The 26,638-nt window shown below is 37.5% G+C and carries 16 protein-coding genes and 1 pseudogene; 4 read left to right on the top strand and 13 right to left on the bottom strand.

Annotated features, from left to right (window positions below):
* Positions 1 to 278: 278 nt before the first annotated feature.
* Together ileS and FBB35_RS16125 are read left to right on the top strand one after the other, a co-directional pair.
* Complete coding sequence (gene ileS / locus FBB35_RS16130; RefSeq protein WP_174713666.1) at positions 279 to 3,152, top strand: isoleucine--tRNA ligase; 2,874 nt, start codon at positions 279 to 281, stop codon at positions 3,150 to 3,152.
* 789 nt (positions 3,153 to 3,941) lie between these two features.
* Positions 3,942 to 5,096 (top strand): histidine decarboxylase, encoded by a 1,155-nt coding sequence (locus FBB35_RS16125; RefSeq protein ID WP_174710492.1) that lies wholly within the window; start codon positions 3,942 to 3,944, stop codon positions 5,094 to 5,096.
* Positions 5,097 to 5,170: 74 nt separating this feature from the next.
* Here the strand turns inward: FBB35_RS16125 and FBB35_RS16120 are convergent, their stop codons facing one another.
* Positions 5,171 to 8,554, bottom strand: coding sequence for an EAL domain-containing protein (locus FBB35_RS16120; protein WP_174710491.1), 3,384 nt, complete (start codon positions 8,552 to 8,554; stop codon positions 5,171 to 5,173).
* 234 nt (positions 8,555 to 8,788) lie between these two features.
* A complete protein-coding gene (locus FBB35_RS16115) occupies positions 8,789 to 9,673 on the bottom strand; it encodes a ParA family protein (protein ID WP_012408196.1) in 885 nt (294 codons plus the stop codon).
* Between the two features lie 263 nt (positions 9,674 to 9,936).
* On the opposite strand from FBB35_RS16115, the gene speY reads away from it, so the two are divergent.
* Complete coding sequence (gene speY / locus FBB35_RS16110) at positions 9,937 to 11,109, top strand: deoxyhypusine synthase (RefSeq protein ID WP_174710490.1); 1,173 nt, start codon at positions 9,937 to 9,939, stop codon at positions 11,107 to 11,109.
* Positions 11,110 to 11,278: 169 nt separating this feature from the next.
* Here the strand turns inward: speY and FBB35_RS16105 are convergent.
* Positions 11,279 to 11,596 (bottom strand): annotated as a pseudogene (locus FBB35_RS16105) (adenylate/guanylate cyclase domain-containing protein).
* Positions 11,597 to 11,661: 65 nt separating this feature from the next.
* Here FBB35_RS16105 and FBB35_RS16100 point away from each other — a divergent pair.
* Complete coding sequence (locus tag FBB35_RS16100) at positions 11,662 to 12,825, top strand: endo-1,4-beta-xylanase (protein WP_174710489.1); 1,164 nt, start codon at positions 11,662 to 11,664, stop codon at positions 12,823 to 12,825.
* Between the two features lie 186 nt (positions 12,826 to 13,011).
* On the opposite strand, the gene FBB35_RS16095 is transcribed toward FBB35_RS16100, so the two are convergent.
* The 10 genes from FBB35_RS16095 to FBB35_RS16050 all read right to left on the bottom strand — a co-directional run bounded on the left by FBB35_RS16095 (position 13,012) and on the right by FBB35_RS16050 (position 25,481).
* On the bottom strand, positions 13,012 to 13,836 hold the full coding sequence (locus FBB35_RS16095) for a WecB/TagA/CpsF family glycosyltransferase (RefSeq protein WP_174710488.1): 825 nt from the start codon (positions 13,834 to 13,836) through the stop codon (positions 13,012 to 13,014).
* Between the two features lie 172 nt (positions 13,837 to 14,008).
* On the bottom strand, positions 14,009 to 15,160 hold the full coding sequence (locus FBB35_RS16090; protein WP_174710487.1) for a glycosyltransferase: 1,152 nt from the start codon (positions 15,158 to 15,160) through the stop codon (positions 14,009 to 14,011).
* Between the two features lie 115 nt (positions 15,161 to 15,275).
* Positions 15,276 to 16,169 (bottom strand): glycosyltransferase family 2 protein, encoded by an 894-nt coding sequence (locus tag FBB35_RS16085; protein ID WP_174710486.1) that lies wholly within the window; start codon positions 16,167 to 16,169, stop codon positions 15,276 to 15,278.
* A gap of 76 nt (positions 16,170 to 16,245) precedes the next feature.
* A complete protein-coding gene (locus tag FBB35_RS16080) occupies positions 16,246 to 17,262 on the bottom strand; it encodes a hypothetical protein (protein WP_174710485.1) in 1,017 nt (338 codons plus the stop codon).
* 24 nt (positions 17,263 to 17,286) lie between these two features.
* Positions 17,287 to 18,558 (bottom strand): glycosyltransferase family 4 protein, encoded by a 1,272-nt coding sequence (locus FBB35_RS16075; protein WP_174710484.1) that lies wholly within the window; start codon positions 18,556 to 18,558, stop codon positions 17,287 to 17,289.
* Positions 18,539 to 19,813, bottom strand: coding sequence for an O-antigen ligase (locus FBB35_RS16070; RefSeq protein WP_174710483.1), 1,275 nt, complete (start codon positions 19,811 to 19,813; stop codon positions 18,539 to 18,541). The genes FBB35_RS16075 and FBB35_RS16070 overlap by 20 nt, the downstream gene beginning before the upstream one ends.
* A 32-nt stretch (positions 19,814 to 19,845) precedes the next feature.
* Positions 19,846 to 20,772 (bottom strand): glycosyltransferase family 2 protein, encoded by a 927-nt coding sequence (locus tag FBB35_RS16065; protein ID WP_174710482.1) that lies wholly within the window; start codon positions 20,770 to 20,772, stop codon positions 19,846 to 19,848.
* 57 nt (positions 20,773 to 20,829) lie between these two features.
* Positions 20,830 to 22,152 carry a flippase gene (locus tag FBB35_RS16060; RefSeq protein WP_174710481.1) on the bottom strand — a complete coding sequence of 441 codons (1,323 nt, stop codon included), beginning with the start codon at positions 22,150 to 22,152 and terminating at the stop codon, positions 20,830 to 20,832.
* A 102-nt stretch (positions 22,153 to 22,254) separates the two neighbouring features.
* Positions 22,255 to 23,214 carry a glycosyltransferase family A protein gene (locus tag FBB35_RS16055; RefSeq protein ID WP_174710480.1) on the bottom strand — a complete coding sequence of 320 codons (960 nt, stop codon included), beginning with the start codon at positions 23,212 to 23,214 and terminating at the stop codon, positions 22,255 to 22,257.
* 62 nt (positions 23,215 to 23,276) lie between these two features.
* Entirely contained in the window at positions 23,277 to 25,481 is a 2,205-nt protein-coding gene (locus FBB35_RS16050) for a polysaccharide biosynthesis tyrosine autokinase (RefSeq protein ID WP_174710479.1), read from the bottom strand.
* Between the last annotated feature and the right edge of the window lie 1,157 nt (positions 25,482 to 26,638).

The raw sequence follows: 26,638 nt of genomic DNA, 5'->3' as shown, positions 1-26,638 counted from the left end.
TAGTGCTGTGTCAAGGCTCAATTTGTGCATTAAATGTAAGTTGGGTTTCCTTACCTCAACCCAACCTACGTTTAATCCATCTGAATTTTATAATGGCGATATCTACGATGGGCTACGCCTACGCCCTTGTGGAATCCTATTTTTTATTTGCAACTTTATTAACGAAAATTCAAGGTAGGGAGAGGTTTATCAAACTCGCTCTCAAAAAGCGAATTTTGGTTTTCAGGCTATCTTCTATAATTGATAAAACCTACACACCTAATTCTAGGCATGAGACTGTGACCGAATCAGGAAGTTACAAAGATACTGTAAACCTACCCAAGACTAGCTTTGATATGCGGGCAAACGCCATCAAGCGTGAGCCTGAAATCCAAAAATTTTGGGAAGAAAATAAAATTTACGATCGCCTTTTTGAAAATAATCCCGGCGAACTATTTATACTGCACGATGGGCCTCCCTACGCTAATGGCTCACTCCATATTGGTCATGCCTTAAATAAAATTCTCAAAGATATTATTAATCGCTACCAACTACTACAAGGGCGTAAAGTTCGCTACGTTCCTGGTTGGGATTGTCACGGTTTGCCAATTGAGTTGAAAGTTTTGCAGAACATGAAGTCAGCAGAACGGCAAAATTTAACGCCTTTACAACTGCGGCAAAAAGCGAAAGAATTTGCCCTAGCTACGGTAGATAATCAGCGCCAAAATTTTAAACGCTACGGTATTTGGGGTGATTGGGACAACCCTTACCTAACTCTCAAGCCGGCTTATGAAGCGGCTCAAATTGGCGTGTTTGGTCAAATGTTCTTGAAAGGCTACATCTATCGCGGTTTGAAGCCTGTTCACTGGAGTCCGAGTTCTAAAACCGCTTTGGCTGAAGCTGAGTTGGAATATCCTGAAGGTCACGTTTCTCGTAGTATCTATGCAGCTTTTGCAATCACAAGTTTGTCCGAAGCTGTAAAACCACTATTGGCAGAATATCAGTCAGATTTGGGTGTGGCTGTTTGGACAACTACACCTTGGACAATTCCGGGAAATTTGGCGGTGGCGGTGAATGCAGATTTGAACTATGCAGTGGTGGAATCCCATCCAGAGGCGCAGAGTAATTTTAAATACCTCATTGTTGCTGCTGATTTAGTCGAACGTTTATCTTCAACGTTGGGACTTGAGTTAACTATCAAAGCCACCTTTAAGGGGAATGACTTAGAACATACTACTTATCGTCATCCTCTATTTGACCGTGAAAGTCCAATTGTTGTCGGCGGTGATTATATCACTACTGAGTCGGGTACTGGGCTGGTACATACTGCACCCGGTCATGGTCAAGAAGACTACATTGTTGGTCAGCGCTACGGTTTACCTATCCTTGCACCAGTGGATGACAACGGCAATTTTACCGAAGAAGCGGGAGAATTTGCGGGGTTAAATGTGCTGGGTGATGGTAATCAGGCGGTGATTGATGCACTGGCTGCGGCTGGTTCTTTGCTGAAGGAAGAAGCATATCCCCACAAATATCCTTATGATTGGCGGACAAAGAAACCAACGATTTTCCGCGCAACTGAACAATGGTTTGCTTCCGTGGAAGGATTTAGAGAAGAAGCACTAAAAGCGATCGCAACGGTAAAATGGATTCCAGCCCAAGGTGAAAATCGCATTACGCCAATGGTAGCGGAACGTTCCGATTGGTGTATTTCTCGTCAACGCGCTTGGGGTGTACCCATTCCCGTTTTCTACGATGAAGCCACCGGGGAAGTACTGCTGAATGAGGAAATTATCAACCACGCTCAAGGAATCATTGCTGAAAAAGGTTCTGATGCTTGGTGGGAATTATCCGTTGAGGAATTATTACCAGAATCCTATCGTAATAATGGTAAGTCTTACCGCAGAGGTACAGACACAATGGATGTATGGTTTGATTCTGGCTCATCTTGGGCAGCTGTCGTCCAACAACGTCCAGAGTTACGCTACCCTGCTGATATATATTTGGAAGGTTCCGACCAGCATCGCGGTTGGTTTCAGTCAAGCTTGCTCACCAGTGTAGCGGTAAATGACGTTGCACCTTACAAAACTGTGCTAACTCACGGCTTCGCTTTGGACGAACAGGGCCGGAAAATGAGTAAGTCAGAAGGAAATGTGGTTGACCCAAATACAATCATTGAAGGTGGGAAAAATCAAAAAGTAGAACCGGCTTACGGTGCAGATGTCTTGAGATTGTGGGTATCATCGGTAGACTATTCTGGCGATGTCCGCATTGGTAAAAACATCATCAAGCAGATGAATGATGTCAGAGGCAAAATTCGCAATACAGCGCGGTTTTTGCTGGGTAGCTTGGATGATTTTGACCCGGAAAAAGATACAGTTCCCTTCGAGGAATTGCCAGAACTTGACCGTTATATGCTGCACCGCATCACTGAGGTATTTGAGGAAGTAACGGAAGCCTTTGAGAGTTTCCAATTCTTCCGCTTTTTCCAAACTGTGCAGAATTTCTGCGTGGTGGATTTATCCAACTTTTATTTAGATGTTGCCAAAGATAGGCTGTACATCAGTGCAAAAGATGCATTCCGCCGTCGCAGTTGTCAAACGGTGCTGAAAATAGCTTTAGATAATTTAGCACGAGCGATCGCACCAGTACTATGTCATACTGCCGAAGACATCTGGCAATATCTCCCTTATAAAACACCTTACAAATCGGTGTTTGAAGCCGGTTGGGTGCAGATTGAGGAAAAATGGCGTAATCCAGAATTGGCAGAATTTTGGGAAACACTGCGACAACTCCGCACCGATGTTAATAAGGTATTAGAACAAGCCAGGATAGAAAAACTCATTGGTTCTTCCCTGGAGGCGAAAGCTTTGATTTATATACCTCACAAACAATTAGGTGATGCTATCAAAGCCTTTAACACTGTTAAAAGTAACGGGATTGACGAACTGCGGTATCTATTGCTGACTTCCCAAGTGGAATTATTAGATTCTGCTCAAGGGTTGCAAGGATTAAAATATACGGCGCAGACAGAAAACTGGGGAGTTGGTGTAGTGAACGCAGAAGGGCAAAAATGCGATCGCTGTTGGAACTACTCTACTCATGTGGGAGAATCAGAAGAACACCCCTTAATTTGCGAACGATGCGTTGCAGCCTTAGCCGGAGAGTTTTAGTAAATATACCTGAGTTCAACAAACCTCTCTCTGCCTTGAAATAAAGTTCAAGCCTTTCCCTCTCTAACTCGGCTACGGTGTACACACAAGTCTTGAAATCCCACCTAAAACTTGCTTTCGTTGCCCTAACCTTAAAATTAGCGGGATAAATGGAGTTTCTAGTTGCCCAAAATTTGGGTATTTACGGGGCTAAAAGGGTTGAAACCTTTGCAGACTATACTTGTGTGTACACCGTAGCTCTAACTCGGAGAGGGAAAATTTTCTGTACTAAAACCAGCGAGAGGTCTTTTCATCCAGGTAATGAGACAGACACGACCATTAAACAACTTTCTTTCGGTCTGGGAAAACAAGGGGTAAAGGTGAATTCAAACCCTTTACCTCTCCCCTTTCCCCCTTAACCCAATACAGTTCAGAAAAGACCAAAAGACTTGTAGAGACGGCGATTTATCGCGTCTCGAAAACCCAAGCGTATTGCCCCTTAACCGAAAAGTATTGCTACCGAATCCGTATAATTCACGCTAAATCAGTTTGTAGTCACTGCCTGAAAAAGATATTTTGCGTAATACACATTATAGCTATTTTGTAAAGCAAGTAATTTATAGGGGTAATATACTTGTAAGCGAAAACTCAGGTATTTTTACTGAAGCATACTAAGTACTTTCACCATATCCTTTTCATGTATAGAGCAGAGTTACAGTATTGTAAAGAAAACATAAAGGTATGGATTAATACGTAAAGTTCCGATTAAAACATCCATTAACTTAATCAAAATTCAAGAGATACAAAGATATGTCAAGTAAAGTTGCTAAAGAGTTGGCAGATTTTTTGCTGCAAATAGAACAGCGATCGCAGTTTCATGCAGGCTATCCCTATAATTTAAGTTGTGATTACAGTGCGATCGGCAAATTTTTCAATCATCTGTTAAATAATGCTGGAGATCCATATATTGAACCAGATTTTGGTCTTCATTCCCGTAAGTTTGAGCAAGAAGTATTATCTTTTTTTGCTCACCTCTATAAGATTCCAGAGAGCCAGTTTTGGGGTTATGTTACTGCTGGTGGAACTGAAGGTAATTTATATGGAATGTTCTTAGCAAGAGAAATCTACCCTAATGGGATTCTTTACTCATCACAAGACTCTCATTACTCAATTCCCAAAGCCGCGAAATTATTCCGCATTCAACATAATGTTGTGAATTCGCAAATTAATGGAGAAATTAATTACGACCATTTTGAACAACTAGTTAGCGAAAATTGTAGTTATCCAGCCATCATAAATTTAAATATTGGGACTACTGTCAAAGGTGCAATTGATAACTTAGACAAAGTTCTAGAAATTTTAGAGCGCAATCAGATTAAAGATTACTACATTCATTGTGATGCTGCACTTTCAGGGCTAATATTACCGTTTTTAGATGGCGCTCCGCAAGTGAACTTTCAAAAATCCATAGATAGTGTAGCTATTTCTGCTAAATTCATTGGTTCTCCCTTACCTTGTGGTGTAGTTTTAACTAAGAAAAAATGGGTAGAAAAAGTTGAAACAGAAATTGAATATATTGGTTCAAAAGATACAACTATTCTGGGATCTAGAAATGGTCATACCCCCCTAATTCTCTGGTATGCAGTGCAAACAAGAGGTTATGATGGATTAGCTAAAGAGGCTAAGACCTGTATTCATAATGCTCAATATCTTTTCCAACAACTTCAAATCAGAGAATATCCATGTATGTTAAATAATTTTTCCAACACAGTAGTTTTTCAAAAACCTTCTCAAAAATTAATTAAAAAGTGGCAATTAGCAGTTTTTGAAAACTCGGCACACATGATAGTAATGCAAAATATTGGTCGGGAGAAAATCGATATTTTTATTAATGAACTATTGTTAGAAGAAGGGTTAGTTAATAACGCAGAAAATTTTCAACTACAGTCAGTACTACAACACTAATCTATATCCTCAAGTATAATTGCTTTCTCAATTTTACAAGGTGTTTCTCCAAACAGAATTCGATACCAAACAACTTATCTCTTTAAAAAGTTTTTGTAACACAAGTTATCACCAAGTAGCATTTCTACTTCTGCACTTTCCATCGGTGGTAAGAAAAAATACCCTTGTCCATAATCACATTGTAACGCCTTCAATTGTGCTAATTGTTCTACAGTTTCTATGCCTTCTGCTGTAACAGACATATTGAGATTATGAGCTAATGTCACAATCGCTCTTACAATTTCTAAATTTTCTCCTCGCCTACCTATATTAGTGACGAAAGAGCGGTCAATCTTCAGAGTTTTGATAGGTAGGCGGTGTAGATAACTCAAGGATGAATAACCAGTTCCAAAATCATCCATGTGCATCTCGACATTTAGCTCTGTTAATTGAGAAAGTACGGTGGTAGCTAATTCAAAATTATCCATCAACAGGGTTTCAGTAATCTCCAACTTCAAACTACATGGCTCTAGTCCAGTTTCCTGTAAAATATGTTTAACTTGTTTAAACACATCGGGTTGTGTGATTTGTTTCCCAGAAAAATTAACGCTAATTGTCAGAGATAGTGAGCTAGGAAATTGTTGATGCCATCTGTGCATTTGCTGACAAGCTTCAGAAAGCACCCATTGCCCAATACTAACAATCATTCCAGTTTCCTCCGCTAGGGGAATAAAATCTTGAGGAGAAATAAGACCTCGTTCTGGATGATACCAACGTATCAGGGCCTCAAATCCAATAATTTTGCCAGTTATCAGTGAAATAATTGGCTGGTAATTAAGGCGAAATTCTTCTTGTTTGAGCAGTGCATTTCGCAGAGCAGTTTCTAACTCTAATAGCAAAGATGCACCCTCGTACATCTTTTGATCAAAGACCTCATAGCGTGCTTTACCAAGTGATTTGGCGCGGTACATTGCAACATCAGCATCGCGGAGAATATGCGCTGATTGTTTATAATCTGGTTTACTTAAAGCAATGCCAATACTAGCATTAGTAAATACCTTATGCTCATTTAATTGAAATGGCAAAGCTAGCACCTTTTTAATTCGCTCGGCTACTTGTATAGCGATGTCAATATCCTCAATTTCCTCAATTAAGATGGTGAACTCGTCTCCACCAAAACGAGCAACAATGTCTCCGCCTCGCAAAACTGACTTTAATCGATGGGAAATTGCAATCAAAAGTTGATTTCCTAGTAGATGTCCCAGACTGTCGTTAACAACTTTAAAGCGGTCTAAGTCTAAGAAGAGTACGGCAAATAAATAATTATTTTGCTGTTTGGTACGTTCTATTGCTTGCTGCACTCGCTCCATAAATAATCGTTGATTAGGTAAGCCGGTTAGCCCGTCATGAAGACTATTGTGAAGTAATTGCTCTTGTGCTTGTTGACGCTTGATAATGTCTTGTTCTAGTTGTTGATTTACTCTGATAAGTTCAACAGTGCGTTCTAGAACTAGTTGCTCAAGCTGATAACGATATTGGATTAATTCTTCCTCTACTAACTTCCGCTTAGTGATGTCACGGATAATAACAACATATTCCCGTAGCTGAGAATTAAATGGCTGTGAAATAGTCGATTCAACAATTCTTAGACCTTGGTTTATTTTTAAAGTTTGCTCAGTCCTGATAGACCATTGCTTTGGTTTGCCGTGATAACATACTAAGAGTTGATTCAAGTTTTGCCCAAGTAACTCCTGAGAGTGTGTTTGAAATAATTCTTCAGCCGCAGCATTGGTCTGACAAATTTTACCGTTTTCATCTAAGACTAAAACAGTATCTGGAACAGTATCGAGAGTAGTGATAAATAGGCTTTTTGCTTGTTTGCGTGCTTCATCAATAGCAACGATTTGTGGTAGAGTTGTCCAGCAAGCGATCGCTACGCCAATCAAAGAAAGCGTTACTAACAGAATAGCTAGTAAAGAATTTTGAGGATTATCAGAAACCTTACCTAATAAATCGCGGATAATCCAACTGCTTGTAGCAGTAATACAAATTAATGATACTAGGACAATCACCTGTAGTATCAGAAAGTCTGAATTGTTTGTGCTAGACCGAGTGTAGTAACGCTGTGTCCACCATTCCAACTGTAATGGTGCAAATCTTAAGCGACGTAGCCCAACATCTCCAATCATCAAAACAATGGGTAATAATAATCCCACTGAAAAATCTCTCCAATTCCAAGCTAAACCTCCGACTATTAGAACTACCGCTTCTAAACAGAAAAAACCAAGTGACCACCAAGGCCATAACACCTGGGGTTTTCCTCGACACAGCCATAATCCCAGATGTAATCCCATAATGGACATTAAATAACAGGTGCCTGCCACTGTGACAAGTTGAGATACATTTCCCAAATTTAGACACAGCAAACTGATTAGAAAGGTCAGGAAGATAGCAGGACCAAGGACACCTTGACGGGAAACTAATGCAAATATGGGAGAAATCTGTCTGTCCAAGGCAAGTTGGTATAATATCCGAGGAGAATTAGAAACTGCCGTAGCAGAACTTAGAAGGCAAGATACAGTAATCAAAAGTGTTGCTAGAAAAGAGGCAGATTCACCCCAAAAAGGCTTAGAAGCTGCTACCAGATTTAAGAACGCATCATCACCTATTGTAGAATTTTGACCCGAACACATTAATACCCAAGAACCACCTAAAAAGACTGGAGGAATTAGCCAAGCAGCTACGGTTAAGAAGCTTAAAGTTTTATACGGATGGTGGCTATCAGCTACAAAAGAAGAAGTGGTTTCACAAGCATAAATTGAATAGCTAGCCAGAAAAAACCACTTAGCCCATTCTTCAAAGCTCAGACTATGTGTGCTAGTTGAGATAAATTTAAAACTAGCAGTTGAGAAGACTAACCATAAAACGCCTTCAATAGAAAACAAAAGCAGTAATAAAATTGCTGGGAATACAAAAAATAAATGCAAGAGCGCTAAAGCACGAGTGCCACTGAACGCTAAAATAAAAGGAATCGCTGTAAATAAAACTTTTAATAAAGTTTCTGGACAAGAAATACCTAATGTTCCAAAATTGACTTTAATTAAGTCTGTGAGAATAATCGCATACAGTGCCGGTGCTGCTGCCCAGCTAAAAAAGTATCCTAATGCTACGTAACGACCTAAGCCAGGAAAATTTTTTAATAGCCTTGTGGTATAATTCGGTGTTCCTCCAGCGACATCTGGCCAATGTCTACCTAGACTTTGCACCTGCAAGTTCAGTAAAAAGGAAATAATCGTGCCAACAAACCAAACTAAAATCGCTTTAGGCCCTAACGCCGCATGAATAATAGGGGCAGTACCAATCCATCCCACATGACCCGTTAAGCCAAAGCCCCAGGTTTCGAGATAACTCAGAGTCCGTGGTAAACGTATTACCAAGTTCTGATTTTTCTCTGTCGGTATAGAATTTTGAGTAAGCATTGTTTATTAGTAAGATTTACTGACCTTTTCACTCAATAGCCGAATCTCGCTGTATATAGCTTCCGTATAAGTGCTGAACTTATAGAAAAGATAACTTACTTATAGCAATACTATCTAATTTATGAAAATTCGTGCTGTCCAGATCCCCGGCAACTTTTATGAAGTCGGGGATCTAATGTTTAATGAATGATTTAGGACTGCTATATTACCCTCATTAGCTTACTGATTAGGTCTTTATAGCTTTTGCAACAACTCCTGAGTTAACTGAAAAAACGCTTTTGAACCAGCTGATTGGGGAGCATTTAAAACAGCTGGCATAAAACTATCAACAGCCTTAGCAACATTGACATCAACTGGTATTTGTACTTTACAAATTTTCTCTACTCCGAAATCTTCGACAACGCGGTGCATCACTTGTTTATAGTATCTGCCAGTGAGAAGGTTAGCAGTAGACATACTGAATACAATTCCCAGCATTTTTATATCTATTTTGGTTTCATGTCCATGACTATCTTTCAATTGGGCGATGCGTCTTTCTAGTAGTTGAATACCCACCACAGATAAGGGTTCTGGTTTTGCCGGAAGTATGTAGAAATCGCTGGCAGCTAAAGCGCTACGAGTCAATAAATTATATCCAGGGGCACAATCGAGAAGAATAAAATCATATTCTTGACGGACTGGTTTTAAAATGTTATTAATCAAGACTCTTTCAAAGCGATTCCAAATAGTTTCAAAGTCCTGTTCTCCTAATGCAGTTGCTTGTTGATGTAGCATTTCTGATACAACAAATTCATCATATAAGTCGATATCTCCTGGTAATAAATCCAGTCCGGGAAGATTACAAACCTGGGATTGAATGATATCTTGAATTGTAAGTTTTGCTTGTGGGTCTGGATTTATAACTTCGTCGATTAGATACCTAAATGTCTTGCTTTGTTTACGACGCTTGGCAAAATCTAAAGGCGACATCAAACTGAGTGTGGCGCTAATTTGACTATCTAAATCAAGGACAAGCACCCGCTTGCCATGATTTTTAGCTAAACAGGTAGCTAAGTTGACGGTGAGGGTGGTTTTACCAACGCCACCTTTCATGTTTGCAGTAGCAATTACATATCCCATTGGTTGAGTCCTCTATTGACGCATTCACATCTAGGTAGCGTACACCTCTCTCGATTTATTAAATCTTCCATTAAATTTAATATTTTCGGAAACTCAATGAAGAGGCAGGGGACAGGGGGAAGGGGGAAGAGAGCAGGGGGAAATGACTAATTATCCGTGTCGTGGGTAGATTTACCTGCTGCTGTACTAGTTAAATTTCTGCCACTTTGGTTGAAAGCTAGATAACATTAGATTCGGCGTGTTTACTGTTCGGGAGTGCCAAAATGTCTAAACAGCTGGGTCAAAAAATTGCACCTACACCAATATCAAATGATATCAATGTAGTGGATTTGATCGATCAATACTTCACTGCTTACAACTCAGCGCGGTTGCGGGAAATCTGCCAACTTATGAGTCGTGATGTGCTAACCGAAGGTGTCACGGTGGGAGTTAGCCTTTCCGGTGCGATGACACCAGCAGGATTTGGGGTTTCAGCGCTTGCACCCTTAATTCGTAATGGCTTTATTGACTGGATGATTAGCACTGGTGCAAATCTTTACCATGATATGCACTACGGTTTGGGTTTTGAACTCTTTGCTGGTAATCCCTTTTTGGATGATGTGAAACTGCGTCAGGAAGGGACTATTCGCATTTATGACATTATCTTTGGTTACGATGTGCTACTAGAAACTGATGCCTTCATCCGCAAGATTTTGCAAGGGGAAGCGTTTCAGAAGCGGATGGGAACTGCTGAGTTTCACCATTTACTAGGTAAGTATGTTCGGGAAGTAGAAAAGCAACTGGGTGTGCAGCATTCCTGCTTGCTTGCTACAGCTTATGAGTATGGCGTGCCTATATATACGTCTTCTCCAGGAGATAGCTCTATTGGGATGAACGTGGCAGCTTTGGCTTTGGAAGGTTCGCAGTTGGTGTTAGATCCATCAATTGACGTAAATGAAACGGCTGCGATCGCATATAATGCCCGTGAGTCAGGTGGCAAAAGTGCGGCTGTAATTCTCGGTGGTGGTAGTCCTAAGAACTTTTTACTACAAACTCAACCACAACTTCATGAGGTATTAGGACTAGAAGAACGAGGACATGATTACTTTGTGCAGTTTACCGATGCACGTCCAGACACAGGCGGTTTGTCTGGAGCAACCCCATCAGAAGCCGTTAGCTGGGGTAAAATTGACCCGGAAGAGTTACCTAACACAATTGTTTGTTATACCGATAGTACAATCGCTCTACCACTGGTAACAGCATATGTCTTGAATAAGTGCCAGCCTCGTCCCCTGAAGCGTGTTTACGACAAGCGAGAAGCCATTTTGGATAAACTGGAAAAAGACTATCTAGCAGCCAAAACCCAACCATCGGATCAGGTTCCCGCAGCAGTGGCAGAAAGTGCCCAAAAGCAAACAGCGACTTATCCCTGTGGGCGGCTGATTCCGAATACGTAGGGAGCAGAGGAGGCAGAGGAGAAGAGGCAGAGGAACAGTGAGCAGGAAAGGATTAGGGGGACAAGGGGGACAAGGAGGACAAAGAGAAATTATTGAACAAGTCTCTTCCTTGTCTCCCCTCTCTCCTTTGTCTCCCTTGTCTCTTCTCTATGCCCCATGCCTATGCCCCTCATCCCTTTTGCCCAACCAAAAAATAAGTTGTCATTTTCCCTTTGCCTTTAACTTCGATTTCGCCCCGCTTTTGAAATAAAAATTTATTACACAAAGAGTTTTAAGTATTTTTTGTAACCTGTATTTTACCAACAATACCTTGAGATTCCATACAGCTAGCGATGTTTACCGTGTTTTCCCAGAGATCGCAAGTAAATTTGTTGAGGTTAATTACTCCCGCCACTATGGAACCACTATGGATGCCAATACGGATGTTGAAGTTTTGGTTATTTTCAGTATTAAATAGAGCGATCGCAGTTTGGATATGTAGTACCAATACTTTAAAAAGTATAAAAAATTATTCTGTAATATAATAATTGTGCTTTTTATTAAATATCGTTTATGCCTTATCGCAGAAAATTTTTAAAAAGAGCAGGATACACAACCCTTTCTGCCTTATTGACTATGGGTTTTTTACAAAAGGATAGGCAGAAGGAAGATGGTACTACAAATGCTGCTACGGCAAATTATCTAAGTGCAAGCGCAAATGTTAATTCTCCTCTTCGACAATTAGCAGCTGCCAAAGGAAAGCGTTATGGCGCAGCAGTTTCTAGTGAATTTTTGCTACAAGAGAAGGGCTACGCTGACCTAATTGCTCGTGAATGTTCGATAGTGACACCAAATGGTGAATTAAAATGGAACGCCACTGAACCACAGCCAGGAAAATTTACTTTTGAGTCAGCAGATGCGATCGCTGGTTTCTGCCAAAAGCATAATATACAATTGCATGGGCATACCCTTTTCTGGCACATGGGAAAACCAGACTGGCTACCTTATCCCCCCACTCTTAAAATGCTCGAACGCCATGTTAAAGGAGTTATGGGACATTATCGCAATAGCCCTGTTTTAAAGTCTTGGGATATTGCCAATGAAATTATCGCTGATAGTGAAAATGAAACTGATAATCCTACCTACGGTTTGCGTAAAGGGGTAAAACGAGAATTGATTCGAGATTTGTTTTTAATTGCGGCTTCAGTTGATAACACCAAGAAATTTTACCTAAACGATTTCGGCATCGAAGGCGCTACATGGAAATCGGATCGTTTCTTAAAAATGGTCGAATATCTCAAGAATAGTGGCGTTAAAATTGATGGTGCAGGTATCCAATCACATCTATGGTTTTCTACTGCTTATGGTTTTGATCAAAAAGGATTTAATTCTGTATTAAAACGGCTTAATGATCTTCAAGTTAAACCAATAATCACAGAATTAGATATTATTATTGATGCCCCACTGCCCGATAGTATCAAAAAGCTAGATCAGATGGTAGCCGACAGTTACAAGCGATATCTTGACCTCTGCTTTGCGGCTGGAGTTGATACTGTAATTACATGGGGAATTACCGACCGTCATACCTGGATACGTCATCCCGACTGGATGCCAGGAAAAACCTTTAGAAACAATCCAAGTCTCTGGAAATTTCTGCGTCCACTTCCCTTCGATGAAAACCTGCAACCTAAACTTGCTCACAACGCTATTGCCCAGGCTTTTCAGCAAGCAAATTAATACTTCATTAAGACATAAATAGCGCTATTAAATGCCATTTTTAAATAAGGATGTGAGGATATTCTTCCTTATTGACGATGATGAAAGATAAAATGTCTGAAGTAATTAGTGATTAAACTTTAATACAGTATTACATAAATTCGTGACAAGTTGAGTGACGTACTGGTGAGGCTTGACGAAACTCAATTATGCTACAAACTTGTGGAATCTTGTAGTGAGAAATAGCAGCATTCTATTTTTTTTTTGTTGGCTTGGCATACTCCAAATTTCTCGTAAAAATAATGTAGCTACAAACCAAGGCTCAAGCAAGTAGCGTCTCCAAAGTCTTTTCGGTTCAGATAACAAACGATACAACCATTCCAAGCCAACCCTTCCCATCCAGCGAGGAGGAGTAGGTACTGCTCCTGCTACATAGTCCATACAGGCTCCACTAGTCAAAATAGTGTTGGCATGAATATATTCCAGATTTTCCAAAATCCAATGCTCTTGGCGTGGCATACCCATCCCCACCATTAATACATGAGGTTTATAAGCATTAATTGCAGCCAGAGTCGCGAGATTTTCTTTACTATCTTTATCCATATCAATATAACCATGAGCGCAAGCAATCTGTAAACCAGGAAATTTCTCGCGCAAAATACTTGCTCCTTGTTCCGCCACTCCTGGCTTTGAACCTAAATAGAATACACGCCAGTCTTTATTGGCAGCTTCTACCATCAGAGGCCATACCCAGTCGGCATAGGTTACTCTTTGTTCTCGTTTCATTGGAAAACCTAACAACTTTCCAATAAACAATAGAGGCATACCATCAATATGGATATATTCGGCCTTAGCATAAAACGCTTGCATTTTTGGATCGTTATGAAAGAGATAAAGACTATGCAAGTTGTGATTAGCAATAATCCATTTTTCGTTTTTCTCAATAGATTCTTCAATTAATAAATTTAACTCTGGGATAGAGAGTGCATCAAGTTTAACACCAAGAAATTTATAAGAAAATCGATTTTTCATGACTTAAAGGATTTTTATTTTTAGAATTATGAGAGTTGATTCCAGAAGCAAGGCGATTATTTAAAAATTAATTACTAGCAATATTTAAATATTTCAAATCTTCAATACTAAAAAAATTAAATTTAGTTTTTTTTAGACGGATAGATATATTCTTTGAAATAAATAAATTTAACTAAGAACGACTTACTTCCATGAGAATTTGTGCAATATTCTGCGCTCTTGCATTCCAAGAATATTTCTCTGTAATTAAGGTATATGCTGTATCTACAATTGATTGATATTTATCAAGATTTGAAGCTGCATCCAGCAGTGTATTAGCGACTTCTTCAGTAGAATATCCTGTTACTAAAAGATGTTCTAAGTGTCGAAATTCTTTTAAACCTCGCAATCCTTCTGGTGTTGATACAACTAACTTTCTACTAGCGAAATAATCTAACGCTTTATTACGAGCGCCACCTGCTACTGCTTGCTTAGAGAATGGCAGCAAAGCAATATCTGCATATTTAACATGTTTAACAAAATCCTCTCTTTTAGGTAAAAATCCCAAAAAAGAAATATTAGAAGGTATTGGTTCTGAAATATCGCTGTTATCCCTACCTATAACAACAAAATGTATTTTCTCCTGATGATTTTCAATATGTTTAGCAATCTGAATAGTCATTGACACAGACATATCATTACTTGGAAACTGAAATGTTTTAGGTGCAATAAGAAGCACTATTTTTGCTGGCCTAAATGCTTGATAAGGATCTTTACTCAAAAATGATTCATCATTTAGTAAGTCTTCAGTAACTCCATTTCCGATACTATAAATCTGGTCTGGAGTTTTACCATACCACTGGGAAATTAGTTTAGGAATTGAGTCACCTGCTGCAATAATTGGCCTACCAGAAAATATCAGAATTCCCTGAGCAATATATGTCTTAATACATTGTACAAACTCTTTGAAAGGATTGGCAACTGAAAACAAGCGCATCCAATATTCATACGCTGAAAATGTATGAAAATCTAAAACAAGAGAGGAATTTCTGCGTTTTCTAAGCCTCAGCGAAATCAAAGCAGCTAATCCAGGTAAGGTTTCTTGAGCATAAACGATATCTGGACAAAACTCATCGATACATTTTTCTATAGTTTGAATATATGACTTCAGGCTTCTTGATCCAATCGAAATAGAAGGTGCATACTTAACAGATGAACAATCTAATCCTAGCTGAAAAACATCAAAATCTTTAGTTAGATATTGTCCTAGATAAAAAGGTCTAGTAAATGCACCAAATGGTTGACTAGAATCAAGTGTTGAGACAATTAGTAAACGTTTGCCCATAATTTATTGATGATTTGAATATTTAAAGAATTGATTTTTGAAACTACATTTTTTCACTTATTTAGATAGCTATGAATTATCCAAATATCATTAGTTAATGATCCTAGTAGCAGAATCAAACTTCTGATTTACTTTGGTTAATGTCTTCAGAAAATGTGGGAGAAATTGCTAAATTTTTGTAACCAATAATTGCTCTTATATAGGGTAAAAACCAATAAAATATCCATAACGGCCCAGAGTGTCTGATACAAAATATAGTCCAGGGTTTTAATGGAAATCCTTTAATTTGCAACGCCTTTTGTAAACGCTGTAATATACTTAAATTAGTATCTACCCAACTGTTACGGATAGAGTTTTTAGTACAAGTACCAATATATCCAGGAGCTACCCATATTTGACAACCTAATTTACGCGCTCTAAGGGCATAATCTAAATCTCCTAAACTGTGAATAAAAGCTGTATCAATATTGCCAACTTTTACAGCAACAGTTTTATGAATTAGTACACAATTACCATACATAGCATCGCATTTTTGAATAACCGAACTTGGTTCTAAAAATTCAAATTTGTTAGAATACCACTTTTTAGATTTTACTGCTCCTCCATAGGTTGCTTTTTCTGTCATTGGGTCTTTAGTTGAACCAACTACAATTGAGTCTGGATAACCTTGTGCAGTCAAATCTTGATGAATCTGTAATAATTTGCTGACAGCATTGGGTTCTAGAAATGTGTCATCATTCAACCATAGATAATAATCATATTGATTCTTTATCGCCTCATTAAAGGCAAGATGCATTCCTCCTACCCAAAATAAATTACCATTACCCTGAAGAATGTGTACGTCTGGATATTCTGCTTTGATAGCTTGTGCAGTCCCGTCAGAGCTACCATCATCAGTTAGATAAACATCACAATGATGTTTTTGCTCATATAAAGTATGTAGACAGACAAGAGTTGTATTACGCCTGTTATGACAGGTCATAACTACAGCTATATTTGCTTTTTTCATCTTATTTACCTCACGTAATTTCTATGGAAATGAGCAATACAAATAATAAAGTTATACGTAATTATTTTTATTACGTTTAAAGTTTAGCCATTTTTTCTATCCAGCTACTCAAATTAATATCTAAATTAAAATTTCGTAGTTTTTGTTCCATTCTTCTAACTACCAACATATATCTGTGTAAAACTGATACACGAGGCATTTTTAGTCTGACAACCTCTTGACACAACCATAGATATTTTTCGGAATTAATGTTAAGTTGTTTCAGTTTTTTGATTTGTGTATTCCAATCGTTATAGAAGAATAAGTTGAAATAATGAATTGATATAATATCATTCCAATGTTTAATTTGTAATTCTGTTGATAAACGGTTATGTAAAGGTAATGGATAACTATAATTAGCAGGAAGATGCTCGACGTTTTCTTCCAAGGCGCATAAAGTTACAGACAAAACAGACTGCTCAACAAAATAAATACCTTGGGGAGGAGTGATATCAAGGCGCATGACTTTTTCAAAATTCTCTTTCCAAGCTGTAAATATACCCGCACTCCTTCTCACAACAACTAAACCAGAATTCCAGTAAGCTCTAATCTTCTTTTTACCAATTGGTGTTTCAACAAACACCTCACGTTTTACACCCAGCACTTCATATAATTTTTGCCAGTACCATTCTTGAGAGTCTCGAAAACCTGTAGAACCAATTCCTTGACCATACTCAGGACGTAAACGAACGTTGCAATTAACAGGTAATAAAAATTCTTTTGGTGCAGAAAAAAAGCATTTGTCACTGTCTAGAAAAACTAATATTTCTGCATCAATATTTTGTTCTGCATAGGCGCACGCCAGGGGCTTATTTGCTAAATAATATTCATGGAATTCTTGATTGATAGGGACTTGTTGATGATTTACCTGCAACGCTTCAAATGCTTTTTGGGTTTGCTTTGATATTGGTTCACCTACTCTAGGATGAAAACTATATATAGGTGTATCTTTCAATTCTCCACAGAACTTACGAATACTTTCTGCAAGCATTAATGACTGAGCTTCTAAGCGCCCAGGTTCTGTACAAATTATAAAAGCTATAGGTATTGACATATTATGAAGTATTTATTTACTAAATTAGTTACTAAATGGAGATTTCTTGGCTACCATCAATATTTCCTCAAATAAAGCTGAATAACGACGTGCTTGAAGTTCTAGGGTGAATTCTTGTTCTGCTTTCTTGCGAGCATAGAATGACAGTTTTTCTAACCTCTGCCCATTTTCAAGTATCCAAGCAATCCCTTTGGCGAAATCGTCAACTTCATAAGGGTTCGCTAAATAGCCATTTTGCTGATGATCGACAATATCTTTTAAACCAGTAGAATTAAATGCAACAACTGGAGTACCACAAGCAAGTGATTCAGAAGCTGTCTGTCCAAAAGATTCTTGCAGAGATGGCACAAGCATTACATCAGCTGCCGAGTAAACAGTTGCTAAAGATAGATCATCATATAAATGTCCTAAATAGTATGTTTTAAAGCCTAAATCGGGTGGATTTTCCGGTTGAGATGCCCCAAAAATAACCACTTCAAAGTTGTCCTTCCATCCAGCCTTACTCAATTCTTGTAGAGCTGGCTGCAACAAATGAAATCCTTTATTTCGATCGCTTGTTGCTTCTATGGCTCCAAAGAGAATCAGCTTCTTATCTTGAGGTAACTTCAGTGTTTCTCGTGCAAAATATTGATTAATAGGTCGATATTTTTGAATATCCAATCCGTGAGGAATCATCTCGATTCGCAAATTCTGGAACAAAGAACTAGAACGAGCGCACTCTGCTAACCAAGAACTTGGGGAAACCAGAGTTAAATTAATATTTTTCCAAGCTTTTACTTTGCGCTGCCATACCCAACGGGATAAATCCCATTCATTAATACTGTTGAGTTGGGGACAAGCTCCACACGATACTTTGTAGCGATCGCATTCTCCAATAACGTGGCACCCTCCAGTAAACCCCCACATATCATGGAGAGTCCAAACTAGAGGACGCTTTAGCTTAGAGAACGTTTCTATTTGCATAAAAGCTCCGCTAATCCAATGCAAATTGATTATATCTGGATTAATCTGAGCAACTTTAGGAACAATTCTATCTGGCAACCATTGAATAAAAAATGGAGTATTTTTCTTTTGAGTATAAAGCTTTAATGGTAGGCTTTCAAATGTCAATTTAGCTTTGGCGATGCCTTGAAATAGTCTAATTTTAGGGGCAATTACTGTTTTATCATTACTAGATTTTTCCTGAACTAGCATTTGTGACTGTAGTCCTATATCTTGCAAACCTGTGTGCAAACGATAGGCAGCCCTTGCAGCACCTCCACCAATATCGTGAGTACTAAGATGTAAAACTTTCATTTTTTTTAACTTCGTAATTACTAACTAAAATATTTTTCTGATTTCGTTCATGTTCTAGAGTCAAAGATAGCGACGTAGTTACATACATTAACCAATTCCAACTGGGAGTTAATAATCTTGCTTCTGAAAAATTGACTATTACAATGATAATTAGCATCTGCATTGGCCAATAATCTTCCGGCTTTTTAGCAACAGAGATAATTCTAGTTAATGCCATTATAAAGAACCGGAAAAAGCCTGCTGCAAAAGTCAAAAAACCTAAAAATCCTAATTCTAATAATAGTTCTAAAAAACCATTGTGAGCATTACTTGCCCAATCATAAGTAGCTCTCAGATTAGATGCAGCAGTACTAGTCCAAAATCCAGAAAATCCATAACCTAGCCAGGGTCTTTCCCAAATCTTGGACATCACTAGCTCCCAGAGATCAGAACGTCCATTAAAGGTAAGGTCTTTGCCAGAAGTACCAACTACGATATCGGCATTATTGATAAGTAACATTAAACCGATAATGAGTAACATTAAAGTCGAAGTAATTAGAATAACTTGTAATTTATAATTAGTTTTTTGAAATGATTTATAGACAGGTAAAAGTAATATCATTGTTAATATAATCGTCAAAGATGTTGTGGAACGTGAGAGGATAATTAGACATATAGATATCCCACATATTCCCCACATCAACCAACGATATTGATGGCTACTAAGAGCAAGGTGCAAAAATACTCCTGTACTCCAAGCCATCATATATCCTAATTCATTTTTATGACCATAAATTCCGCTCCACATACCTACTAATTCAGGTGATTGATGAATATAACCTGGTATGAATGCAGAAAATATCATAGATAATAATGCAGATACACCAAGCGCCCAAGCGATTAGTCTCATTTGTTCGCCCAGAGAATAACGCATTGCCAAATAGATTGCCAGAAAATATAGTCGGATTAAACCTCTCATATAAGTAAGACTAGAACTTAAGTCTCCTGACCACAAAAGAGAAAATATAACTATTGTTATTAAAAGAAACTGTAATGGACTTTTAGTAGTTACATAAAGAAAACCTTTCCAGTATAAAAGTAGGAAATAAAATAAAATAAAATATGAAACTATATTGAATATAGTATCTAGCTTATCACCTCCAAGGGTAGATATAGAAATCTCTTGTGCAGGGTGTATAGTCAATGCCCCTACAGTGATGAGTAATAGTAAGACAGTTAATATTTTTTCTGTTAATTTTACCTTAATTTCTGACATTTCATCTGTCTATTAATTTACTAGATGGGTTACTATCTTTTAACTGTTGAGTAATTTAATTTTTTCTTCAATTCTTCTTTAAAAATATCCAATGCTGTTGCTTTATAGACTGTTTTCTGCGTAAAAATATCTGCCTCTATATTCCTCACAATAAACGGTGGATGCTTTAAGGGAAATTCTATTGCTTCCATCGACATATTAATGAACGAAAATTTTTGCTTGGAATTGAAATGAGTTGCATCTGCACCAACACCAATATTAGAAATTAAATTTACATTGGGAATAATGCTTAAGCTGCCCTGCATCCAGCAAGCAAATGTCCATTGATAATCCCAAGTTATACCTGTAGGATTGTTATAAATAGACTGAAATATTCGTCGCCAATAATTTACTGCTTTTGTATCTATAAGAATGTCATGTAAAAGGTTTTCTGCTTGCACCTCTTTCCAGAGTTTCATAGTCAAATCATAATGTTGCCAAGCACGTCTCCAACTTGCCCAACCCCAGCAGTGGTTATAACGAGAAAAATAGTAACTGTAATTTGTGCGTTTTCGTCCAAATTGAACATTTTGGGCAGATATGGTGCCGATTCTAGTATCATATCTATATTTTTCCAGTAGTTCTTCACTAAATCTGAAAAAAGTCGGGTGAGGGATACAATCATCTTCTAAAATAATTGTTTCTTCAACATTCTTAAATACCCAATCTAAACCACTAGATACTCGTTTCGCACAACCTAAGTTGATATCAGCATAATTCTTAATAACTTCACATTCCCAATCAACTCTCTCAATAATTGCCCTAGTTTCTTCACATTTTTCTACCTCACCTTCGCGGTTGCTGCGGGGACCATCTGCAATGACAAAAAGCTTTTTTGGCTTGGCTTGGCGAATAGCTTCAAAAACTTTCTCTGTTTTTTGTGAGCGATTAAAAATAATAAAAGTTATTGATGTTTGCATATTTGATTAATTTTGCTAATATGAATTGATAACTTAAAGTCTAAAGATAAATAACAATCAAAATTTATAAAAAGGAAGTAGCGCTCGCATCTGAATTTTAAATATTTTTTTTGTTCTTTTATCAAACCCATTGCATAGGAAAGCAGCAGAAGCTTGGGATATTATTGTTGCGATCGCAGCACCAAATCCAGCATATTTAGGAATTAACAATAAATTAAGAAGAATATTCAATATTGCCCCAAATAAAGTTTTACCTAAAGAAACATGATTCAAACTTTCAGCAATAAACCATGGTGATGTTGCAAGACCCATAAATACAAATAAAGATGTCCAAATATGAACTGCTAGTATTGGTCCTGCTTCTGCATATCCACTTCCAAACATCACCATAATTATCTTGTCAGATAGAAATGTCATTGGCAGAGCAATTGCAAAGGATATATATGTGAGGAGACGGAGTAATTGCCCTATTTGCTGATAGTAAAGACTTTCTGATTTTTCCTTGGCTGCATAAATTGAAGGAGCAACAGAAGAAACAATAGCCCCTGGAATAAAATACCAAATTTCAGAAACACGTACAGCAGCAGAATAAATTCCAACCTCCTTATCTCCGATCATTTGACCTAACATTACCTGATCGATTCTCATAAAAATCATGATGGCGAACCCTGAAAAAATTAGAGGTAAACTCTCTTTCAAAAGAGTTTTGGCAGCAGTAAAGTTCCAACGCCATAACAACACCGAGGTTCCTCTGACCTGGTAAACAATCAACAAGCCAATTGCACTCATTGCAAATTCTGCTAATGTTACCCAAGCAAAGGCTAACAATGGTGCTTTTGTTAAAATTAGTGCTATTTTGATGAGAGTATTTAGCAGAAAAGCTATATTTTTAGCGATTACACTGTATTTTGACTGCACCTGTGATTGAAACCACAATTCAATAGTATCAGCCGCCCTAAAAATCCCTGCCATTCCTAAAATTGCAACTAGCCATATCTTCAGTGTTTCATGCTCACCTAAGAAGAACATACTGCCAACCGCCAATAAGACAGAGGCAATTCCACCGAGCAACTTTAGCCAAAAAGTGGTTCCTAAAATTTCCTCTTTGTTTGATGATTGACGGACAATATGGCGAACTACTACATCGTCTAGTCCAAGAGTAAAAATCGGACTAAATAAGCTAACAAAGGCTAAAACATAGTTAAATAGACCATACTGCTGTACCCCTAAATAGCGTGCTACCCATACTCCTACCACCAAACTTGCACCCATACGGAGAATGCGGTCAGCAAACAACCAACCTGTATTAGCAATAATTGCACGTAACCTAGAACGAGATTTTAATTGTGATAAGTTTTTAAGTCTTAATTTACTTAGCATTACTTTGTTTAACCATGTGACACTCTTTATAACAATATGCAAATTTTTACTAGCTTGCTAAATTCATCAAAATAGATTGAATTAAATTAGTATTTTACATAATTATTGGCTACTATTTTTTAATTTCCCAGCCATCAAAATTTTTAAGAAGTAGTTGAATAATAAAATAATGCCTTTAATTTTCCAATAAATATTAGACTCAAATAAAAATATTATTTTCAAATATGAAATAAAATCTTTAAGTTTCGGACATGGTATTGTTTTTAGCTCATAAAGAGAGGTGAAAGCCAATAATAATGGTAGGCTAAAATGATTTTTTTGAATAATGTAATTAAATAAAGAATTGCGGTTCCAAAATCTTTTATATTCATAGTTTTTGTCTATATCTAAAAATTTCTTATTGTGATACTGGTTATTCTGATGTATTCTATACATCACTAAAGGATTAGACATATAAAACTTTTTAGCCCCTACCAAAGAGGCTCCCCATACCAGGCAGTCATCAGCCCTTACACGCCAATCTTCTGTCTTTGGAATAGGTAAAAATTTTCTAATTATTTCTCGACGTATTGACAATGTTGAAGTTATGGAGCCAATCCATTCACCATTGCATAAAGTTCGGATTACTGAATAACCCAAATCTAAATCAACTGCATCAGCTTGAAATATTCCTTCTTCTGCCCCAAATTTTTTATATGCACAAAATAGGAAGTCACATTCACTACGTCTCTTATAAAAATTTAGGGCAGTTTCTAAATATTGAGGTTCATAAATATCATCAGCATCTAAAAAAAATATAATCTCTCCAGTCGCAGCTAAAAAACCTTCGTTAAAGGATGATAATTGTCCTTGATTTTTTTCTTTGAAGATACATTTAATATTGTCTATTTTAGTAAATCTAGTAAGGACTTCCGCAGAATTATCTGTTGATGCGTCATCAACAACAATAATCTCATCAAATTTAACCGTTTGATTTAAAGCACTATCAATTGCGTCTGAAACAAATTCAGCATAATTGTAGTTATTAATTAAACAAGATGTTTTAATTTTGTGTTTATCCATATAGAAATGCTTCTCAAATGCAAAAAAAATAAATTAAGATACTTGCAGTGACATTTATACGATTAATGCTCTTTGGTAAATTTGGTTAAACTGCTAGATACTAAATCTTCTTTAATTTGTCTTTTTTTGCTTTCAGGCAAATAATTATTAGACTCATTTTTAATATTCACACCATTAATGACTATCCCTAACACCTTCTGACCTGACTGATTTAAAAATTCTTTAGCTGCATTGGCACTGTTCAAATCAACTACTCCAGGGCGGACGACTAATAGGATACCGTCAGTGAGGGTGCTTAAAACAGCAGCATCTGCTATTCCTGAAAGAGGTGGCGTATCAAAAATAACTAAATCATAATCTCTACTAAAGTTACTTATCAATGTTGCCATCCGTTGAGAATCTAGCAGTGCTACTGGATTGGGAGGCAAAACTCCAGAAGTAAGAACTTCTAGGTTAGGCATCACTTCTTGAACAACTGTATCTAAAGAAACTTGACCAACAATGACATTACTTAATCCAACTGTATTGTTTAGACCCCAGACATGATGCTGTATGGGATTACGCATATCTGCATCCACGAGTAAAACTCGACGACCCGCTTGAGCCATTGTCACAGCTAAATTTGCAGATACATCAGACTTTCCTTCTTTACCAACAGAACTGGTGATTACAACGCTTTTGAGCGGTTTATCAGAACAGAGGAACTTCAAGTTTACTTGGAGTATTTGGTAGGCGTTACCAAGAGGAAAATAAGGAATATCTCTGCCAATAATTTTGGGAATAGTTCTATCAATTCCTGCTATGGAAGAATGAGTTTTAGGATTTTTGCTCTGTGTAGGAATTACTCCTAAAACAGTGTATTTCAAGACTTCTTTAGCCTCTTTAACTGTCTTCACTGAGCGGTCTATCAAGTCTAAACTAAAGGCGACAATGATACCCAAGAAAAGACCAACTGCTCCTCCACCAACAATAAACAGGATTTTGCGAGGCCCTTCTGCTTTATCGGGGACTAAAGCTAGAGAAATGACACGAGCATTAGGAATCTTTTGGTTCTGTGCAATATCAATTTCTTGGCGTTTCTTTAAGAGGGTTTCGTAAGTCGTTTGAGCTGCTTGCAGTTTCCGTTCTAGCTCTCTTTGAGTCTGTTCTAGTCTTGGCAAATTATTTGCTCGTTTGATGTAAGCATCTTGCTGTCGCAAGAGGGTGGCAATTTGTCTTTCTAGACCAACGCGTTCTGCTTGAGCGCGAGTAATATCTGCAATTAAGCTTTGGCGCAGTTGCCCAAGCTGTAAACTTCCCTCTGTTATCTGTGCTGTCCCAGCGACTTGTCCTGTCCGCTCTTTCAACAAGTTCTTAAGAGCTACGACTTTTTCTTCTAAGCTAGTAATTGTAGGGTGTTCAGGTGAAAAACGAGTCCGCTCTATTGCTAGTTGACTTTCCGTTTCTTGGAGTTGGATAAGCACTTTTTGAACCCCAGGTGCTTGACTCAAGTCAGATGCGATTACACCCTGCCGTGAATCTAACTGAGCTTCACTGCCTAACTGTTGTAAACGACCTTTGACATCATCTAGTTGAGCTTGAGCTTGAGAAATTTGATTTCCTAGCTTGGAAATTGTGTCGACTGCTGCGGTTGCTTCTTGTTGCAGGACAACAACTTTATTTTGTTCTTTAAATACCCGCAGTTTTGATTCAGCTCTCCTGACGACTTCCTCAGCTTTGGGTACTTCTGTTACAAGAACCCCTTTGGCTGTCCGTGCTTCATCCTGATTAGCCTGGATATTTAAATCGATATAACTTTTGATAACTTCATTGACGATTTTGGCAGCCAGTTCAGGATCGTTGTTTTTATAAGAAATTTGTACAACATCAGTACCTTTAATTCCTTCTATTTTTAGTTGGGTCGCTAAGTCGCGAATCGACAGCATTTTGCCTTTATTATCTTTGAGGTTGAGGGTATTAATTGTTCTGTCAATAACTGGATTTGAGCCAATAACTCTCACCTGGGTTTCCAGGGGATTGTCGTTTATATTCAAAGCTTCCAAGCGTCCTATGTCGTCCGGTAAACCTGTGAGTGAGGAAGATCGATTTGTTTTAATCATCAAACTTCCTTCTGCCTTGTATGAGGGTTTTAGTGAAAAGGCATACAAGCATCCAAAGGTAACAGCTATGCTAAAAATTCCGACTAGAGGTAACCAACGCCGTTGAATAACTTCTAAGTATTTCTGAATATTTACTTCTTCAAACTGTGGTAAAGATTCCATCGTCATAATAAAAAAGTTTTAAAATAATGACTATTTGTATTTGTAGTAGATTTTTCTCAGTATTTTAGCGCAACAGTACTATAGATTACTTCGTGTTGCCAATGTTAGCTGTATCATATTGATGATTTTGTTAATGTTTAATTGTTTTAAAACCAAAGTATTTCGGATATACTTTTTTACGGAATATATTCACTAAACTACGCACAACCTGTTCGCTGCATATATATTAGATAGTTTAACAAGTAGCGATTGTAACTTACAGGGATTTATACTATCCTGATAGAAACAACAGAATAATTTATAATTTTCTTCGTAATTTATTTAACTAGTGTTCTTTTGTTTGGTTCACTCACTTTTATTTTGATACTGATGTAATTATTGATTAGTAATCTAACATTCAATATCATATTATGTAAGAACACTTAATTGAAGAACTTTACAAAAAATTCATATAATATGCCAGTATATTCCTTGCACATTCGCTAATTTTGAAAAGATGAGAGGAATTAATACCTCAAGGGTAAGGAATATACAATTTTGCCAGCCTACAAGCAATGTAAAGACTTCAGAGGTAGGTTTTCGTAGTTAAAAGGGATATTTACGTAAGCTTTTTACAAGCTTTCAGCAATAATTAATTCTTACTCTGAATAACAGTAAGTTTTGTAATTATCCAGGACTGGCAACACTAAGGTTATGTGAGTTGGGTATTGAAATTGTAATAACTCATACTTATGTTCAATTTGCCCAAACTGATGAAGATTTTTTGATCTGGCTTGAGGTGTGAAAATTACAACACAGTTCCCATCCTTGGGTTTATATCCCAATATTTTAGGTTTAACTGTAAACTTGCAATCACCTTGGTTATATTCTGCTATGGATGCAAAATACGTCTTCCAAGATTTATCTAAGAGTTTGGACTTTGTCTTATCAGTGTAACTGTATGGTAACACGCCATAGAGATAAACGGCTAGTAATATGGGTAACGAAATATTAATTAGTACAGTTACAACGAGAAATAGATAACAGGGTAGTGTCAAATTCAGATTGCTTAACGATCTCTTTCTGGATAAAAGTCTATGTACACTTAGACTCCACTATATTTTTAATGAAGTTTAGCCATACTCCATAATACCTGTGTTAATCTTAGGTACTCAAACTAGACT

Source organism: Nostoc sp. TCL240-02 (assembly GCF_013343235.1).
In the GTDB taxonomy this organism is placed as follows: domain Bacteria; phylum Cyanobacteriota; class Cyanobacteriia; order Cyanobacteriales; family Nostocaceae; genus Nostoc.
Note: the sequence above shows the minus strand (reverse complement) of the source record. Positions and strands in the feature narration are given on the sequence as shown.